13 protein-coding genes and 1 pseudogene are annotated in these 17,886 nt (G+C 71.1%); 7 read left to right on the top strand and 7 right to left on the bottom strand.

Annotated features, from left to right (window positions below):
- Positions 1-6: 6 nt before the first annotated feature.
- The 3 genes from IF37_RS0130115 to IF37_RS0130105 all read left to right on the top strand — a co-directional run bounded on the left by IF37_RS0130115 (position 7) and on the right by IF37_RS0130105 (position 4,219).
- Entirely contained in the window at positions 7-1,044 is a 1,038-nt protein-coding gene (locus IF37_RS0130115) for an alpha/beta fold hydrolase (protein WP_253915891.1), read from the top strand.
- A gap of 253 nt (positions 1,045-1,297) precedes the next feature.
- Entirely contained in the window at positions 1,298-2,515 is a 1,218-nt protein-coding gene (locus IF37_RS0130110; protein ID WP_030749522.1) for a Cmx/CmrA family chloramphenicol efflux MFS transporter, read from the top strand.
- 474 nt (positions 2,516-2,989) lie between these two features.
- Positions 2,990-4,219 (top strand): glycoside hydrolase family 3 N-terminal domain-containing protein, encoded by a 1,230-nt coding sequence (locus IF37_RS0130105; protein ID WP_030749518.1) that lies wholly within the window; start codon positions 2,990-2,992, stop codon positions 4,217-4,219.
- A gap of 81 nt (positions 4,220-4,300) precedes the next feature.
- On the opposite strand, the gene IF37_RS0130100 is transcribed toward IF37_RS0130105, so the two are convergent.
- Both IF37_RS0130100 and IF37_RS0130095 read right to left on the bottom strand, forming a co-directional pair.
- Positions 4,301-4,783, bottom strand: coding sequence for a DUF1269 domain-containing protein (locus IF37_RS0130100; protein ID WP_030749515.1), 483 nt, complete (start codon positions 4,781-4,783; stop codon positions 4,301-4,303).
- 234 nt (positions 4,784-5,017) lie between these two features.
- Positions 5,018-7,987, bottom strand: coding sequence for a hypothetical protein (locus IF37_RS0130095; RefSeq protein ID WP_037857336.1), 2,970 nt, complete (start codon positions 7,985-7,987; stop codon positions 5,018-5,020).
- A gap of 725 nt (positions 7,988-8,712) precedes the next feature.
- On the opposite strand from IF37_RS0130095, the gene IF37_RS0130090 reads away from it, so the two are divergent.
- Entirely contained in the window at positions 8,713-9,993 is a 1,281-nt protein-coding gene (locus IF37_RS0130090) for an MFS transporter (RefSeq protein ID WP_030749510.1), read from the top strand.
- Between the two features lie 75 nt (positions 9,994-10,068).
- Here the strand turns inward: IF37_RS0130090 and IF37_RS0130085 are convergent, their stop codons facing one another.
- The gene (locus tag IF37_RS0130085) at positions 10,069-10,644 is read right to left on the bottom strand and encodes a DUF2690 domain-containing protein (RefSeq protein ID WP_030749507.1); all 576 of its coding nucleotides are present in this window, start codon (positions 10,642-10,644) and stop codon (positions 10,069-10,071) included.
- Positions 10,645-11,113: 469 nt separating this feature from the next.
- Here IF37_RS0130085 and IF37_RS0130080 point away from each other — a divergent pair, with 469 nt between their 5' ends.
- A complete protein-coding gene (locus IF37_RS0130080) occupies positions 11,114-12,598 on the top strand; it encodes a family 16 glycosylhydrolase (protein ID WP_030749504.1) in 1,485 nt (494 codons plus the stop codon).
- Positions 12,599-12,699: 101 nt separating this feature from the next.
- Positions 12,700-13,839 (top strand): IS4 family transposase, encoded by a 1,140-nt coding sequence (locus IF37_RS0130075; RefSeq protein WP_052845446.1) that lies wholly within the window; start codon positions 12,700-12,702, stop codon positions 13,837-13,839.
- A 121-nt stretch (positions 13,840-13,960) separates the two neighbouring features.
- Here IF37_RS0130075 and IF37_RS0130070 read toward each other — a convergent pair whose 3' ends face one another.
- Positions 13,961-14,488: a hypothetical protein gene (locus tag IF37_RS0130070; RefSeq protein WP_030749497.1), complete on the bottom strand. Its 528-nt coding sequence runs from the start codon at positions 14,486-14,488 to the stop codon at positions 13,961-13,963.
- 622 nt (positions 14,489-15,110) lie between these two features.
- Positions 15,111-15,869 carry a glucose 1-dehydrogenase gene (locus tag IF37_RS0130065; RefSeq protein WP_030749492.1) on the bottom strand — a complete coding sequence of 253 codons (759 nt, stop codon included), beginning with the start codon at positions 15,867-15,869 and terminating at the stop codon, positions 15,111-15,113.
- Positions 15,870-16,000: 131 nt separating this feature from the next.
- On the opposite strand from IF37_RS0130065, the gene IF37_RS0130060 reads away from it, so the two are divergent.
- Positions 16,001-16,684, top strand: coding sequence for a TetR/AcrR family transcriptional regulator (locus IF37_RS0130060; RefSeq protein WP_030749489.1), 684 nt, complete (start codon positions 16,001-16,003; stop codon positions 16,682-16,684).
- 10 nt (positions 16,685-16,694) lie between these two features.
- Here IF37_RS0130060 and IF37_RS39885 read toward each other — a convergent pair.
- Together IF37_RS39885 and IF37_RS0130050 are read right to left on the bottom strand one after the other, a co-directional pair.
- Positions 16,695-17,179 (bottom strand): annotated as a pseudogene (locus IF37_RS39885) (transposase).
- Entirely contained in the window at positions 17,176-17,748 is a 573-nt protein-coding gene (locus tag IF37_RS0130050; protein ID WP_301540360.1) for a winged helix-turn-helix domain-containing protein, read from the bottom strand. Before IF37_RS0130050 ends, IF37_RS39885 begins: the two are co-directional and overlap by 4 nt.
- Positions 17,749-17,886 lie beyond the last annotated feature (138 nt).

Raw genomic sequence — 17,886 nt, 5'->3', positions numbered from 1 at the left:
GACGCAGTGATCGAGGACATCCCGTTCACCGCGGGTGACGGCACGGAACTCGGGCTGTGCCGGATCACCCGCGACGACCGGGCCCGACCGGCCGTCCTGCTGCTGCACGGACACACCGCATCCGCGGACATGTTCGTCCTGCCGGAGACGCGCAACCTCGTCGAGGTGCTGCTGGACGCGGGCTACGAGCCGTGGTTGCTGGACTGGCGCGGAAGCTGCCGGTTGCCGCACAACGAGGGCCGGGTCCGCTACAGCTACGACGACGTCGCGCTGTACGACATTCCCGAGGCGGTGCGCTACATCCGCTCGCGCACCGGTTCCCGGCGGCTGTTCGTGGTGGCGCACTGCATGGGGGCGCTGTCGTTGTCCATGAGCATGGCCGCCGGGCTGGTGCCGGAACTCGCCGGGGTGGTCGCGCAGGGCGTGTTCCTGACGCCGAAGATGTCGTGGCCGGTGCGGACGCGGTTCCATTTCGCCGGTGAGCTGATCCGGTCGCGCTTCACCCATCTGCCCGTCGACATCAGGAAGGTCGGGCTGCGGTCGAAGTACACCCCGGTCTTCGCGCTGGCCTCCCTCGGCGCCGAGTGCCCCGACCCCAACTGCCAGATGCTGCACAACTCCTCGTGGGGCTCGGGCGGTTCGCTGTTCGAGCACGACAATCTGGACGCCCGCACGCACGACCGGCTGGCCGAGTTGTTCGGTTCGGTGCCGACCTGGGTGCTCCCGCACATCCGCCGGATGGAGATGGCGCACGCGGTGGTGCGGTGGAACACCGACGACCACCGGTACGACCCGCTGCCCGACAACGCGGTGGACCACGCCGACCGGATCGACTGCCCGGTGCTGCTGATGTCCGGCAGCAAGAACAGGATCTGGCAGGACTCCAACGAGTTGTGCCACGACGTGCTGTCCAAGCGCCACCCTCGGCTGGACGTCCGCTACCTGGAAATACCCTCCTACGGACACGTCGACCCGTTCATCGGCCGCGGCGCCGCCCTCGACGTGTTCGGCCACATCGTCGACTTCCTCGACCAGCACCGGTGACGCCGGCGCCGGAACACCGGCCCGGACGCAGTGCGTTGGTGGTCCAAGGAAAGACGCCCCGCTTCCTGCGGGGAAATGCAGGTGCAAGGCCTGCCCGGCGCTCCACCCGACACCCCGCCCCGGATTCCCGGAGGCGGGGTGTTCGCGTTCCGGCGGACGTCACATGTCACAGAGACGACACATCCGGAGGGGAATGCGACCGGGTCCGAGCGGGTTGACGAGTGTTATGCCCGCACATATCCCTCGCCCCCGCATGCCCGTAGCCGTCTACATCCTCGGACTGTCCGTCTTCGCACTCGGAACCAGCGAATTCATGCTCTCCGGGCTGTTGCGGCCCATCGCCGAGGACATGGACGTCAGCATCCCGCGGGCGGGCCTGCTGATATCCGCCTTCGCGATCGGCATGGTCGTCGGGGCGCCGCTGCTGGCCGTGGGCACTCTCCGGCTGCCCCGCCGCGCCACCCTGATCGCCCTGATCGGCCTCTTCGGCCTCGGACAGGTCGCGGGCGCGCTCGCCCCCTCCTACGCGCTCCTCTTCGCCTCGCGCGTCGTCTCGGCCCTCGCGTGCGCCGGCTTCTGGGCGGTCGGGGCGGCCGTCGCCATCGCCATGGTCGACAAGGACCAGCGGGCCCGCGCGATGGCCGTCATGATCGGCGGACTGTCCATCGCCAACGTCCTCGGCGTCCCGGCCGGCGCCTTCCTCGGCGAGCACCTGGGCTGGCGCTCGGCGTTCTGGTCGGTCGGCGCGGCCTCCGCCGTCGCCCTCGTCGGCATCCTGGCGCTGATCCCCCCGATCCCGCTGCCCGCGGAGCGGCCGACACTCCGCCGCGAGCTGCGCATCTACGGCGACCGTCAGGTGTGGCTCGCCATCGGCATCACGGCGCTGGCCGCCGGCGGTGTCTTCTGCGCCTTCAGCTATCTGTCGCCGCTGCTCACGGACGTGGCCGGACTGGACTCGAAGTGGGTCCCCTGGATCCTCGGCCTCTTCGGCATCGGCGCGCTGATCGGCACCACCATCGGCGGCCGGGTCGCCGACGCGCACCTGTTCGGCGTGATGATCTGGGGCATCACCGCCTCGACGGTCTTCCTGGCCGCCCTCGCCCTGCTCGCCGGGACGGTGGCGGTGGCCATCGCCCTGTCCTTCCTGCTCGGCGTCTCGGCCTTCTTCACCGCCCCGGCCCTCAACGCCCGCATGTTCAACGTGGCCGGCGCCGCCCCGACCCTGGCCGGGGCCACCACCACGGCCGCCTTCAACCTCGGCAACACCGGCGGCCCGTGGCTGGGCGGCACCGTCATCGACGCGGGCCTGGGCTTCTCCGCCACCGCCTGGGCGGGCGCCGCCATGACGGTCACCGCGATCGCCCTCGCCGCGGTCGCGCTGCGCGTGGACCGCCGTACGCCGCCCCGCCCGACCCGGGTGGTGGCCTCCGCTCCCCCGGCCGCCAAGGCGGCGGAGCCCGCCACCGCCTGACCGCCCGCCCGGGCGCTCCCCCGGGCCGCGTCGCGGGATCCCGCGCCGGCTGCGGGGGCCGCCGGGGTCCGGGTTCCCGGGAGGACGTACAGGCGTTCGAACTCGGTGACCGTGAGTTGGGCGCACCCGCCGGGCACCGGCCTCGGGTGGGCCGCCGCCGGTCCGGAGGGCGGCGCACTCGCGACCGTGCCGTGCCCGCCGTGAGCGGGCGGAACCCCACCCACGCGAGCGGGCCGTCTCGCGTTCCGCCCTTCCGGTGACGCCCGGAGTCGGGGCGGGTTCGTCTCCAGGTCGACGCACGTGGGGGGTTCGTCCTCCCGCACGTAGCGCGCACAGCCGTACGGCGCGGCGTAGCGTGTGGGACGGGGCGGGCCGGCTCACTCCACGGTGGCCGTACAGCGGCGGGTGACCGTACCGCAGTCCCTCCGCGGCCCAGACCCCGGGACAGACACTTCCGAGACAGGAGCGCCCTCCATGACAGCACGCCCTCGCCACCGCGGAAGGGGCCGTACGACGGCCCTGCGCGCCGGTGCCCCGCTCGTCGGCATGATCCTGGCCGTGGTCGGCTGCGGAGAGCCGGCCGCACACGCGCGGACCGCGGAGCCGGTGCCCAGCGCGAGCGCGACGCCGTCCGCCTCCGTCGCGACCGCCACCAGCTGTGCCGACCGCGTGTACAACGGCATGACCCAGGCGCAGCGCATAGGACAGCTCTTCATGGGCGGCGTGTCCGCGACCAAGCCCAGCGCCACCGACCTGCGCACGCTCCGTGACCAGCATGTCGGCTCCGTCATGCTGACCGGGCGCAGCAGCACCGGCACCAAGGCCACGCGCAAGGTGGTGGACGGCTTCCGCGGCCAGGCCGACACGGTCGCCGGCCGCAAAGTGGGCCTCCTGGTCGCCACGGACCAGGAGGGCGGTCAGGTGCAGGTGCTCAGCGGACCCGGCTTCTCGACCATCCCGACCGCCCTGACCCAGGGCAGCTGGTCTACGTCGACCCTGCGCAGCCGGGCCGCGGGCTGGGCGGGCCAGCTGAAGTCCGCCGGGGTGGACCTGAACCTGGCCCCCGTCGCGGACGTGGTGCCGGCGAGCCTCGGCACGCGCAACGGGCCCATCGGGCGCTACTACCGCGAGTACGGCCACACTCCCGACACCGTCGCCTCGCACAGCGGGGCGTTCGCCGCCGGGTTCAAGCAGGCCCACGTGATGACCACGCTCAAGCACTTCCCCGGGCTGGGCCGGGTGACCGGCAACACCGACACCACGGCGAACGTCGTCGACTCGGTGACGACCGCGACCAGTTCCTACCTCACGCCGTTCAAGTCGGGGATCAAGGCCGGTGCGCCGTTCGTCATGGTCTCCTCGGCCACGTACAGCAAGATCGACGCCCACCACATCGCGGCCTTCTCTCCCACGGTCATCCGCAAACTGCTGCGGACCCAGCTCGGCTTCAAGGGCGTGGTCATCTCCGACGACCTCGGACAGGCCGTCGCGGTGAAGTCCTTCACCCCGGCCCAGCGGGCGGTCGACTTCCTGTCGGCGGGCGGCAACCTGCTCCTGACCGTGAAGCCGTCCATCCTGCCGGCGATGACCAAGGCGGTCGGTGCCCGGATGAAGACCGACGCCGCGTTCCGCGCCACCGTCACCGACAGCGTGCACCGGGTGCTCGCGGCAAAGGCCGCCGCCGGCCTGCTCAGCTGCGGCTGAGCGGACCGGCGGCGGGTGAGGCGGGGAAACGCCCCGCCTCACCCGGCCTGTTCGGCCGGGCTCTCGGCGAGGCCGTCCCGATCAGGCGAAGACCTCGCGCAGCCGCGCCTCCTGCTCCCGGTCGAGGTTCGACCGGATCAGCTCCGCGTGCTGCGTGGGGAACGCCTCCTTCACCCGGTCGAGCACCTCGTCCTGGGACAGCAGGAAGAGCGCCGAGGTGCCGGGGGTCACCTGTGCCTTGACCGAGTCGATGAAGTCGTCATCGATGCCGACGTCCGCCAGCTTGCCCCCCAGGGCACCGGCCGCCGCTCCGAGCGCGGCCCCCAGAAGCGGCATGAGGAAGATCAGGCCGAAGAGCAGACCCCAGAAGCTGCCCGACAGGGCCCCTTCCCCCACCAGGTCCGTGAGCTGCCTCGTCTTGGGCTTCTTGGCCTCCGCCGGCCAGCTGACGGTAGCGGCGTCGAGCACGGTGATCAGCTCCTGCTTCTGCAACCCGAGCAACGCCTCCTCCACCTGCTGGGCGCTCTCGGGCGACTCGAACTTCCACACGGTCAACGTGGACATGAGTGAACCTTTCTCGTTCCTGACGTGCTCTCAGTGAAGAGCCACGGGCACCGTGACCACATCCCCCGTCGCCGCATCGTGCAGCACCGGAACAGGACCATGCACTCAGCCGTCATCCGTCCGGCGCGACGGGGTCCCGCCCGGGGCGTTCCGGCATCGCGGTAGGGGGTCGGCTGCGGCAAGGCGACTGCCGGGGACGGGAGTTCACCCGGACCCCCGTCCCCGGGCGGTCACTCAGCCCAGCCGGCAGACCGTGTCCGGATCGGCTCCCTCGGGGCCGGGTGGCGGGGTGAGCGGTGCCCCGCTGCCCGCGGGCCGGCCGCACACGTTCACCGACCGCACCCGGCCGCTGTCGTAGCTCACCCGCACGATCTCGTAACCGTGGCCGCGCTGATCGGTGCGGGGCCGGCTGTCCGCGAACCCGACCGTGCCGACCGGCAGGTTGGTGTTGCTGTTGCTGGGCAGGCGCAGGTCGGCCCAGGTCTCCGCGGCGGTCTGCGGGTCGTCCCCGTTCCGCGCGGCCCGGTACAGCACGGCCGTGGCGCTGTACGACAGCACTGTCTGACCGCTCGAGAACAGCGCGTCGGTCCAGGGCCGCGCGGGATCGGCGAGCGCCGTCCGCCGTGCGCCGTGCGGCAGCAGACGCATGAGGGCTTCGTACGCTTCGCCGTAGAAACCCGTCGTCGCCGACTGACCCGTCTTCGCGGCGAGGTCCATCGGAGCGAGGGCTATGTGGTAGAGGGTGACCTCGTCGGGGATGCGCAGGCTCTCGCCCTCCTCGTAGTTGCTCTTGGTGAGGTCGTCACCGGTGAACACGGTGATGCCGCGCCCCGCGCAGCCGGGGGTCGAGCCGAGCTGGGACATCAGGTTGGGCACGTCCTCGACCCGGCCCGCGAAGTAGAGGGCCCTCGGCACGGGCCGGCTCCCGCAGATCCGGCCGATGGGGGCGGTCAGTTCGGGTTCGCCCTCGGCGCTGAGCCGGTACGTCCGGGAGGGCGCCAGGGTGAAGTGGGCCTCGGCCAGCATGTGTTTGCCCACCCTGGCCTGTTCGGTGGTGTAGAGGTCCTTCTCGCTGCCGACCGACCGGGACAGCACGACGGCCGAGGCGCCGTCCTCGCGGGCGGACAGCTGGCGGGCGAGCACCGACAGGGCGTTCGCCTCCTCCTCGTCGGTGGCGGCCAGCCCGAACCAGTTCGACAGATTGCGCGCCAGATAGCTCCCGGAGTTGGTGGTGCTCACCACGGGCAGGCCGGCCCCCTTGAGGATCCGCGCGGCGTCCTCAGTATCCGTGGTGTCGCGTCCCATGCCCACGACGCCGACGACGGAGCGGTCGCGCCGCGCCAGGTCGGCGACGTGCCGGGCCATGGAGTCCACCTGCAACATGTTCTCGCCCGCGTTGGCGAGCAGGATCTTGATCTTGGTCGGCTTGTCGGTGCTGACGTTGGTGTAGTGCTGGTAGAGGTACACCCCCGTGATCTCCTCCAGCCCCTTGCGGGTGCCGGTCTGCTCGGCGGCGGTGACCGGGCCGGCGTAGACGATCGTCACATGGGCGTCCCGCGGTCCGATGGCCGCGTTCTCGGCCCTGATCGCCTGCTCCACCGCGTCGAAGGTGACGCCCTTGCCGGCACCGGACAGGCTCAGCCCGTTGCCCTCCGCGAGCCGTACGTTCCCGGTGGCCACGCCGATGCACTGGCCGTCGTGCAGCACGGAGTCGGTGTTGGAGCCGAGCAGCCGGCCGTCGCAGTACCGCCCGGCCAGGTACTGGTTGCCGAGGAAGCCCGCCGCCAGACCGAGGGCGAGGAGCACGGAGAGGCAGGGCCGGGACCACAGGAGCCAGGCCGCTGTCCGGCGGATCCTGTCGGTGGAGTGCTGTGTGGAGTGCCGGTGGCGCAGTTCTTCGGCGGGCATCGGTATGTGCAGGATCCACGGCAGCGCGGCTGCCCGGCCCGGGGACTGGCCGGCGTTGAGGTCGGTCACCCACCGCTGGTACCTGGCGTCCGCTCCGAACGCGTCCTCCCCGTCCTCGGCGGCCCCGTCCTCGGGGCGGTCCGGTCCGGGGTCCGGCTCGTGGCTCGGCGGACGCAGGTGCTCGGCCGCCGGGACCGCGGCCAGCACGAGCAGCGGGTCGACCTCGCTGCGCCGGCTGCGCACGTTGCTGAGGGTGCGCAGCAGCAGCAGACCGCCGTCCTCCTCGGTGGCCCGGGGCAGGTACACCACGGGCGGCACGGTGCGTTTGCTGCGGCGCAGGTCCAGCGTCCGCGGGCGGAAGTTCTCGCGCAGGTCCTCCAGCAGCGCCAGCACCCGCAGTTCGAGGTGGAACTGACGTGCCGTCGCATCGCCCGCCTGTGCGGCGACCACCTGCTGGGCGACGCCGAAGGCCCGCCCGCGGATCGTCTCCCAGGACTTCACGGGCCGCCAGCGCGACCAGTCGGCGGCCGCCGGCCGGTCGCTGAGCGGGGTCAGGAAGGTGGTGGTCGCGAACCAGCGGCTGGCCCTGCGCAGCCACAGCAGCGGCGGCGCGCTGCGCGCGAGCAGGTGGAGCAGGCCGAACACCGTCAGCGCCAGGGCGCCGCCCCACACCGCCGTCTGCCAACCACCCTCGCCCAGCAGCACGCTGAGGCTGGCGATGAACATCGCCCCCACGAACCCGGACGGGTTGACCACGGCACCGACGGTCTCCGCCAGCACCGGAGCGCGGCGCCGGCCCCCGTCGCCGTCGGGACCGCCGCCGGGCCGCCAGCGTAACTCGGCCAGTCTGCGCATCAGCCGCTCACGGCGCTCCGCCGCCGTCCACACCGTCGCCAGCTCGGTGCCGACCTCGGGCGCCGCCTGCTCGATCGCCCGCAGCAGGCGGGAGCGGGGGAAGACGAAGGGCTTGTACTGCGACTGCCGTGCGTTGTCCCAGGAGTGCTCGCACAGCTGGCGCACCATGTCGACGGCTGAGGAGTACGCGTCCGGACCGCCCCCGCCGTCGAGCCGCTTGGCGATCAGCCCCCGGGGCTGCTGGCTCTGGCGGACGAACTCCACCACCTGGGCGACCCGCCGGTCGAGGACGCCGGTGGCGTCCTCCTCGGTGGCTTGTAGCACCACCAGCGGGGTCACCGGGGGGTTCGCCCGGAAACCGTCGATGAGCCGCCCCATGAGCGCGAAGACCGCGTCGGCGGCCTCCACCCCGGCACTGCCGGTCCACACCCGTCTCCCCATGTACCCGCCCCCGTTACCCGCCTGACCCGAACACCGAGTTCGATGGGGATACCCGGACCGGAGTGCCGTTGCACCTGTGGAGCACTGTGAATATCGGGCCGCCCGGCGCGGATGCCGGGGCATCCCACGGCAGGCGGTGGTGCGGACCGTTCGGGGCCGGCCGCCGCGGGACCGGGTGCCGTCGGTGACGTCCCGCTCGCAGGCGGGTTCCTCCCGCCGCGGGCGTCGGCGGCCAGGGCAGTGGCTGCGTCTCCCGCGCCGGGGGCCGCGCGCGGCAGGGCCGGACGGGGCATGGCCCCCCGCCTCGGTGCGGAGGGGCGTGGGGCGCTAGACCGGCCGCGGAGAGGCGGGACCCGGACACGTGAAGACCTGGTGCGCCACATGCGTGACGAGTGAACGTCCTCTCCATGGATGTGTTGATCCTGAAAGGATCTGCCACCACCGGTGACGCATCCTTTCCGGCCCGCGCTGAGATAAGTGACCACGGGCGGGATCGCGCCGTCTGCTCTCCCAGCGGGATTCGCGGGCGGCACCAGGCAGGCACAGGCCCTTCTCGGCCACAACGGCCCCGCCTCCGCACCCCGCTCGCGGCTTCGGAGCGGAGTGCGCACGACCCGGCACTAAGCGATGATCATGACGTGTGAACCTGGGGCGCTCCGCCCCGCACAGGCGGCCGACACCGCCTCGAACGCCCGTACCTCCTCCCGCTCAGCGAAAGCCCCTTAGTGACCGTTTCCTTGATCGACGCCCAGCCTGCCGGTCGGCATGCGGCAGGTGCCACCGGCGGCCTGTTCAGTCGGGTCTACGCGCCGCGTGCCTTCGAGGCACTCGCCTATTCCATGACCACGTATGCCATGCCGCTCGTCGTGCTGGCCACCACCGGTTCGGCGTCCCTGACGGGCCTGGCCTTCGCGCTGGAGTGGACACCCCGCGTGGCCGCGTTCACCCTGGCCGGCGCCCTGGTCGACCGCAGCGGCGCGGCGATCGTGTGGTTCCTGGCCGCGCTGGCCCGCGCTCTGCTGGTAGCGGGCGCCGCGGTCGCGTTGTACGTCCTGCCGCCGGGTACGGCCGAGACCCTCACGGTCCTGGCGCTCACGGCCGTGACCGGGACCCTGACGCAGTTCGGTTTCATCGCCAACGAGGCGGTCGGCGCGGTCGCCGGCCGCCACGGCGGACGCCGGATCCACACGGTGCAGTCGGTGTCGATCGGTATCGACCAGACAGCCACCCTCGTCGGTCCCGCCGCGGGCGGTCTGCTGCTGCTCACCGGGCCGACGCTCATGCTGGTGTGTCTGAGCGCGCTGTCCTTCGTGTCCGCCGCGCTCGCCCTGCGCACCCCGCCCACTCCCCTGCGCGCCGCGCGCCACGGCGGGCCGGGGCCCGGCGGGGGCCTGCGCGAGGGATGGCGGACCCTGCGCTCCCTGCCCGTGCTGGGCCGGCTCGTGATGGGGATGGCCTGTTCCAACCTGATGCTCGGCGTTCTGCAATCGGCCAGCCCCGTCCTGGTGACGGAGCGCTTCGGTCACTCCGTGGCCGCGGTCGGCACACTGTGGTCCATCGCCGCGGCGGCCACGCTGGTCGCCGTCGTCTGCTGGCAGTTCGCCCTGAACCGGCTCGGCCTGTGGGGCGCGGGCGTGATCAGCGCCACCCTCGTGGCCACCGCCGGCCTCGCCGTGGCGCACACGTCCTCCTACGCCGGCTACGCGGCCTTCGTCGCGCTGTTCATGGCGGCCGACGGCGGACTCACGCTCGTGCTGCGCACCCTGCGGTCGCTGGTCATCCCGCCGACGGCCTTCGGCACCACCCTCTCCGTGAGCGTCCTGCTGCTGATGCTGCCCTTCCCCCTCGCGGGCGTCCTGCTCGCCGTGACCCCGGCGTCCCGGCTGAGCACCCTCATGTGGGCGTGCGCCCTGCTCCAGGTACTGACCCTGACCATGACCTTCCTGCGACTGCGCAACGACCCCGTGCTGTGCCCCACCACACGGGAGGTCCTCCGCAAGGAGTGACCCGGCACCCGGGTGTCCACGGACGCGGACACCCGGGGCTGCGGGACCCCGGCCGGCACCGGCCGTCACCGGCCGTCACCGCCAGGCGGTGGCCTCGGTCGCCTCGATGCAGTACCGCTCGAAGGTGCTGCCCCCGCCCGGCTTGGGGATCACGCAGGCCGTGACCTGGAAATCGCCGTCCGCGACAGTGACCATGTTGGTGAACTTGTCGCTGTCGTACTCGACTTCGGCCCCTCGCATGGCACCGCCGGCCACCTTCACCGTGACCTCGTCCCCGGGGCGGCCGTGCTCGATCCTCGCCCACACCGCCTCGCAGTCCTCGCTGTAGCGGATCTGGAGGAGGGCCGGGTTGTCCACCGCGGGTTTGAAGGTACGGGCGTCCTCGCCGCACCCCTGGTTCTGCGGGTTCTTGCCGTCGCACGCTGTGCCCGGGCAGGTCGGCTCGTCGAAGAACGACGTCATCAGACGGTCGCCGAGCGGGGTCGCCACGGCGGCCACCACCGCGCCGACGACGGCTACCGCGTACGCCAGCGCCGCCGGGCCGCTGAGCCACCTTCGCGCGGCCCGCCGCGGTGAGGGGTCCCTTGTCGTGGTGGAGTCGGTGGAGTCGGTGGAGTCGGTGGAGTCGTCGTCGCTGCTGTCTGTGGTCATGGGAGTTCGCCTCGGTCGACCGGCCCTGAAGGCCAGCATCGGCTCCGGCCGCCACGGAGGAAAGGCGCAGCGCGGGGAGCAGAGCGGCATACCGGCTCTCGCCGCGTGCGCCCCTCGGCCGGGGCGGCCGACGACACCCGTCACGGGCGACGCGGTTCGAGTCGGACGGCACGGCCGGCCCGGTCGATGGCCGTCCCGGTGCCCCGCGGACGGCCGGGCTGTGCCTTGGGGCAGCACTCGTGCCCGCATGATCGTCGGGCCCTCGACCTCCATGACGCCGTCCAGCGCGGTCGGTACGCTGCCGAGTTGGCAGCTGCTGGGGCGATGGCCCGGCGCGAGTACAACCGGCGCGTGACGGGGCCGCGGCCTGACGACCGTCAACAGCGGGGCCACACGATGTCTTGACCGCGCTAGCTCGCTTCTTAAGTCAAGGGGCGACATGTCTCCCCCAACGAGAAACAGGAAAGCCATGGCCTCCGGACGCCCGCTCCGCAGATACCTCCTCGCCGCCCTGCCCGCCGCGCTGGTCGCCTCGGCCGTCCTCGGCCCCGCGCGGGCCGAACCCTCCGCCGACCCGGGGGAAGAGGCCACCGCCACCTTCTCCGACACCTTCGACGGGCCCGCGGGCTCGGCGGTGGACAGTTCGAAGTGGACGCTGGAGACGGGTGACAACGTCAACAACCACGAGCGGCAGTACTACACCTCGGGCGCGAAGAACGCGGCCCTGGACGGCCAGGGCCATCTGGTGATCACGGCCCGCAAGGAGAACCCGTCCGGATACCAGTGCTGGTACGGCAGTTGCGAGTACACCTCGGCCCGGCTGAACACCGCCGGGAAGTTCAGCGCCAAGTACGGCCATGTGGAGGCGCGGATGAAGATCCCGCGCGGGCAGGGCATGTGGCCGGCGTTCTGGATGCTCGGCACCTCGGGAGGAGGCTGGCCGGACTCGGGCGAGGTCGACGTGATGGAGAACGTCGGCAAAAATCCCTCCGCCGTGTACGGCACCATCCACGGGCCCGGCTACTCCGGCTCGGGCGGCATCGGCGACAGCTACTCCCTGCCCGGCGGGGGAGCGTTCGCGGACGCGTTCCACACCTACGCCATCGACTGGGCGCCCGACTCGATCAGCTGGTCGGTGGACGGCAAGGTCTACCAGCGCCGCACCCCCGACGACCTGGGCGGGAAGAACTGGGTGTTCAACGCGCCGTTCTTCCTGATCCTGAACCTCGCGGTCGGCGGCGACTGGCCCGGCGAGCCGGACGGCTCCACCCAGTTCCCGCAGCAGCTGGTGGTGGACTCGGTGTCGGTGACGACGGGCGGCAGCCCCACCGCCACGGCCGGCACGACCGGCACCGTCGCCGACACGTCCGCCACCCCGAACAACAGGGTCGCCACCCCGACCGGCCGGGCCACCATCATGGCGAGCACTCCCACCACCGGTGCGACCGCCACCCCGACCGGGAGGGCCACCACCATGGCGGCCACTCCCACCACCACCCCGGCCGGTACTCCCACCACCACCCCGACCGGTGCTCCCAGCCCCGGCGCGACCGGCGGCAGCACCGGCGGCACGAGGCCCAGTGTCAAGGACGCGCCGATCCGGAACCTCGCGGGCAAGTGCGTGGACGTGGCCGACCCGAAGCTCGCGAACGGCGCCCCGGTCCAGCTCTACGACTGCAACGGCACCAAGGCGCAGGCGTGGACCATCGGCACGGACGGCACGATCCGCGCGGCCGGCAAGTGCCTGGACGTCATGGACGACGGCACGGCCGTCCAACTCCTGGACTGCACCCGCGGCTCCGACCAGAAGTGGACGCTCACCGGAGCCCGCGAAATCGTCAACCGGCAGACGAACAAGTGCCTCGAGGTCACGGACGCCGACGCGGGCAGCGGCACGCGGGTGCAGACAGGGGCCTGCTCGCGCGGCACCAACCAGAAGTGGAAGATCGGCTGAGCCGTCGCCGCGGTCGGCGGGGGACACGGCGGTGCGGGGGGCTTCGCCCGCCAATGCAGTTGCTTTTGAGCTGGCTGGTCCGTTGACCTGCTCGTGGAGGCATGGGGGCCGGGGTGCCGGTCGCGTATAGGGATCTTGACCAAGGTGTTCACGCCGGCGGCATACCCGGCAGCCGAGCCCTGGCCCGGGTCAACCGATCGTCGCTGTGCCGGGCGCGGGTCCGGCTCGGTGAAGAGGTGCTGGAAACGGCATTCCGGCAGGCAGCCGGCCCGCTGGCGGTCCCGGAGACGCCGGGCGCGTGGCGGCGTGGTCTGCGCCTCCTGGCGCTGGACGGCACCCAGTTCGACGTGCCGGACTCGGCGGGTGACGGCGATACCTTCGACGGCCCCTCCACGGGCGGGACGCCGTTCGGCTTTCCGCAGGTGCGAGCCGCCGTGCTTGCGGAGATCGGCACCCACGCCATCCTCGACGCCGGACTGGGCGGCTACCGGGACGGCGAACGGCGCCTGGCCTACCCGCTGGCCAGCTCGACAGACCCCGGGGATCTCGGCATCGCCGACCGCGGGTTCTGGTCGGTCGAATTCGTCCACGCCTTCACCACGTCTGGCGCCCATCTGCTGGCCAGGCTCCAGTCCAACCACCTCGGCGCCACTCAGGCGGAGTTGCCTGACAGTTCCCGGCTGTCCCTGATGCGCCCCGGCAAGGATGTCCGCCTCCGGGCAGTCCGCGAAGGCCGGGTCCTGCCGAAGGAGACGACCTACCGCGTCATCACCTTCACCAAGAACGACAAGGTCGTGCACCTGGGCACGTCCCTGCCGGACACCGAGGAGTACCCGGCGGACGAGCTGGTCGCCTCCTACCGGCAGCGCTGGGAGATCGAGCTGGCCTTCGACGAGATCAAGAACCACCTCGGACCCGGCGGACCGCTCCGATCGCGCACCCCTGAAGCCGTGCGGCAGGAGCTGTGGGCCCTGCTCGCGGTTCACCAGGCCGTTCGCCGGTTCGCGCACGATGCCGCAGCAAGTGGCCCGGTCCTGGAATGCCGACCGGCTCTCCTACCTCCGCTGCGTCCGGATCGATCGCCCGGCGCAGCGTCCCGTCCCAGCACGGCACCTCCAGGCGCACGTTGGCCAACGCCTGGAGGAAGGCCATCCAGGAAGCGCGGTCCCGTCTGCTGCCGCCCCGGCCCGGCCGGGACTGGCCCCGAGCGATCAGGAAGCCGATACGGTGGCCGATCCTGAGAACCCGGAGCGGCCGCAGCAAGGTCGCACCGGGGCGATGGGCACACAACCAGACCACCAAGCAGCGCAAACACCGGGGCGCCGGCAGACCCGTGCCTCGCGCTCAACCGCCTTGACCTCCCTACAGATGGTCCCCCCTGCTGGGTGGTTCCGGAGGATGCGTCCCGCCACCGTCCTTGATGTCCACTTCACAGGTGCGTCGGTCGTAGGACTGGTCATTGGAGATCAGCAACACTCCGGCAACCTGCTCAGGGTGCTCGACGGCGAGCCAGTCGTCGCCCGTGAGGGGATCGTCGGCCGGCCCGAACGCCTGGGAGGATGACACCGTCTGACACCCCAACGCCACACGCTCCCTGTCGACCGCGCAGGCGTCCACTGCGGGGTCGGAGTATCCATCGGCGCCGTCGAAGCGGAAGTGGAAGTGGACCCGGTCACCTTCGGAGGGCACCTGCGGGTGAGGCCCAAGGCTCCAGTCAACGACCGCAGCGGTGACGCCGAGAGGCTGCCCATCCGTGTCCACGACCTGCACCCTGACATCCGCCTTACCGCGCTCCGCCATCGTGTCGGTGCAGCCCCAGGAAGAGCAGCCGGACAGGGCGAGAATCACCAGAGCCAGCGGGGCAACGGCGAATACCCGTGCGGGGAACACTGAGATGACCTCCGGTCGGGGTGGGGCGGGGCAGTGTATCCCGGGGCCTGGCAGCTGCGGGTGATGGCGGCGAGGCCGAAGCGCAGAGGAGCCCTGTGAAGTGGGCGGGTGCTTACTGACTTCGGCTCGTCAGGGTGAACGGTCTCGAAGCTCCTGAACTAACCGGTGCGGTGGCTGTATCTCGTGCGGTGTGAGGTAAGCGGATGGCGGCGGGCTGACCGCTGCGGGACGACGGCGCCGGGCGACGGTAGCGAGCCGCCGTATTGGACCGGGTCGACGCCTTCCTCGCCACCCTTGTGGCCAAGGAAGACCCATGGTCCGGTGACGGCCCCCTCGCCCCGCTCGCAAACTGAGTCAGACCGAGTCATCCAGCCCGCAGAACGGCGCCCAGGGCGATCGCCTGGAGCACCGTTCCTATCGATCACGTCCATTGCTCAGTAAGGCGGTTCAGGGGCAGAGGCCGACGGCCAGCGCCGCGGCGGTCACGCAAAGTGCTGACATCGCCAAGCATCTGCCGCAGTTCCTCTTCTCGCCACTGGGCATACGCATACCGCTCTGGCAGAGCCTGCATGACACAGGCGCTTGTCAGGACGGCTTTCGGGCCTGCGATGCCGAAGGACCTTTACTGGGCCTTGTAGCCGCCGTCGACGTTGAGGATGGTTCCGGTGACGAAGGACGCGGCCGACGAGGCGAGCCAGGTGATGGCTTCGGCGACCTCGGTAGGGCGGCCCATCCGGTTGACCGGCTGGAGGGCGGCGATAGAGGCCTCGTCCCAGGTGCCGGCCTCAATGGCGGCGTTGAGGATGTCGGTCTTGATCGCGGCGGGGGCGACCCCGTTGATGCGGATGCCGTCGGTGGCGTACTCCAGCGCGGCGGACTTGGTCAGGCCGACCACGGCGTGCTTGGTGGCGGAGTAGTTGGCCGCGTGGCGCATGCCGCCGAGGCCCGCGATCGAGGCCAGGTTGATGATGGAGCCGCCGGGGGTGTCCTGGGCCAGCATCTGCTGGATCTGGTACTTCATGCTCCAGAAGACACCGAGCACGTTCGTGGTGAGCATCTGCTGGAAGCGGCTGGTGGGCTCGTCGGCCATGCGGCCGGCGTCGAGGGAGACCCCGGCGTTGTTGACCGCGACATCGAGCCGGCCGTAGCGCTCGACGGTGCTGGCGACCAGGGCGGCGACGGACTCTTCGGAGTCGACGTCGACGGCGATGAAAACGGCTTCCCCGCCGTTGTCGCGGATCTCGCGGACGACGGCTTCGCCCGCTTCCTTGCGGCGGCCGGAGACGACGACGGCGTAGCCCTCGCGGGCCAGAGCAAGGCTGGTTTCCTTGCCGATGCCGGCGGTGGCTCCGGTGACCAGGGCGACGCTGGAAACGCTCATGACGATGGACCTCTTTCACATGCAAGTAACCACAGCCGACGATCCCGATCAGACCGGCGGTCTCTTGTGGTCTCCACGTTAAGAGACCGTCGGCCTGATGTCAAAAGACCGTCGGTCTGTAAGATGGGGGCATGACAACCTTCCAACGAGCACGCAGCGAGGAACAGCGCGAGATCCGGCGGCGGGCGATCCTCGACACCGCCGCGGCGATGCTCGACGAGATGCCCGCGGCCGCGCTCACCCTGAACGAACTGAGCCGGCACGTGGGCCTGGCGAAGTCCAACGTGCTGCGCTACTTCGAATCACGCGAAGCCATCCTGCTGGAACTGCTGGACCACGACTGGAAGCAGTGGACCTCCACCCTCCCCGAACAGCTCGCCGCCTCGATCACCCCCGACGCCCCACCGATCCAGCGCGGCCAGGAGTTCGCCGCCGTCCTGGCACACTCCCTCGAACAGCACCGGGTACTGTGCGACCTGCTCAGCGCCCAGGCAGGCGTCCTGGAGCACAACGTCTCCGCGGACGTGGCCGCCCGCTACAAACGAGCAGCCATCGACAACGTCGCCGCTCTGGCCGCACTCGCCCGCCGGTACCTCCCCGAACTCGGCAGCCACGCCGACCAGTTCTGCGCCCATGCCTTCATGGTCAGCGGCGCGGTATGGACCCATGCCCGGCCGTCCGCCGCCATGCTCACCGCCTATGAAGCTGATTCCTCACTCGCCGCCCTGCGCATGGACTTCACCACCACCCTGCGCGAGATGCTGACAACCCTCATCGCGGGCACCCTAGCCAGGGCTGAGCTTGGTCTTTACTGACTTCGGCTGCTCAGGACGACGGTGGATCGTCGAGGGTCAGCGCGGTGCCTGCTATGAAGCCGTCGAGAGTGCCGGGTCGGTACTGAAGGCGTCTGAGCCGGTTGCGTACGAGGGTTTCGAGTCGGTCGAGGGTGACGACGGCGAGGTTGGCCAGGCTGCGTTTGACGTGTGCCCATACCCACTCGACGGGGTTGAGGTCGGGTGAGTAGGCGGGCCATAGGAACACCGTCAGCCATGCACGCTCGGCGATCAACTCACGTATGGCGTGGGAGACGTGGGTGTTCAGGCGGTCCCAGACCAGCACGATCGGCGTCTTGACGAGCTGATGGGTGCCGTCGATCAGGGCGATAAAGTCCCGCTCGCCCATGCTGCGGCGCCCGCTCTTGCCGAGGGGTGGGTGCGCAGGCGGTGGCACGGCCGGGTCCGGGAGCCGGGCCGCATCGCGATCAGCCCGGCTACCGACAGGCGTCCCGAGCGTCGGCCGCTGACCGTCACGACCGGGGTACGGCCGCGTCGGCCCCAGGTACGTCCTCGGGGCGGCTTTCGGGTGAAGCCTGCCTCGTCCTAGAAGCAGATGTATCCCCCGCAGGCCGCCCGGGCCCTTTTACCTCCGCCGAGGTCGCCTCCTTCCACATGGTCACGGCCTGCTCGTCACGCTCGGCAACCCGCCGTGCGGGGACTTGTGGGCTGAAGCCGAGCCGGAGCATCAGCCTCGTGGCACCCGAGACGCTGTAGGAGACGTGGAACTTCCTGCCGATCAGCGTGGCCACCCTCGCAGCGGTCCACACCTGGTCCTCCACCCAGCCATGTGCCGCCGGCCCCTGCTCCAGATACGCGGCAAGCCTCTCCAGGCAACGCGGGGACGAACGGCATCGCGAGCCACTCGCACCGCGTGAGCCCAGAGCCTGAGCACCGCCGTCACGCCATAGCTGACGCCACCGGCAAGCCGACTTCCGGCTCACCCGCAGGCGCCGTACCACCTCCAGCGGCTTCATGTCCTGCTCGAACAGTTCGGCCACCTGCATCCGCACCGTCTCCCGGCGTCGTCGTCCCGCAGCGGTCAGCCCGCCGCCATCCGCTTACCTCACACCGCACGAGATACAGCCACCGCACCGGGTGGTTCAGAAGCTTCGAGACCGTTCACCCTGACGAGCCGAAGTCAGTAAAGCAACTGCATTGGGCTTCGCCCGCCCCCCGCACCG

The organism is Streptomyces sp. NRRL S-31 (assembly GCF_000718775.1).
In the GTDB taxonomy this organism is placed as follows: domain Bacteria; phylum Actinomycetota; class Actinomycetes; order Streptomycetales; family Streptomycetaceae; genus Streptomyces.
The sequence above is the reverse complement of the archived record's forward strand: the minus strand, read 5'-3'. Positions and strand labels throughout refer to the sequence as shown.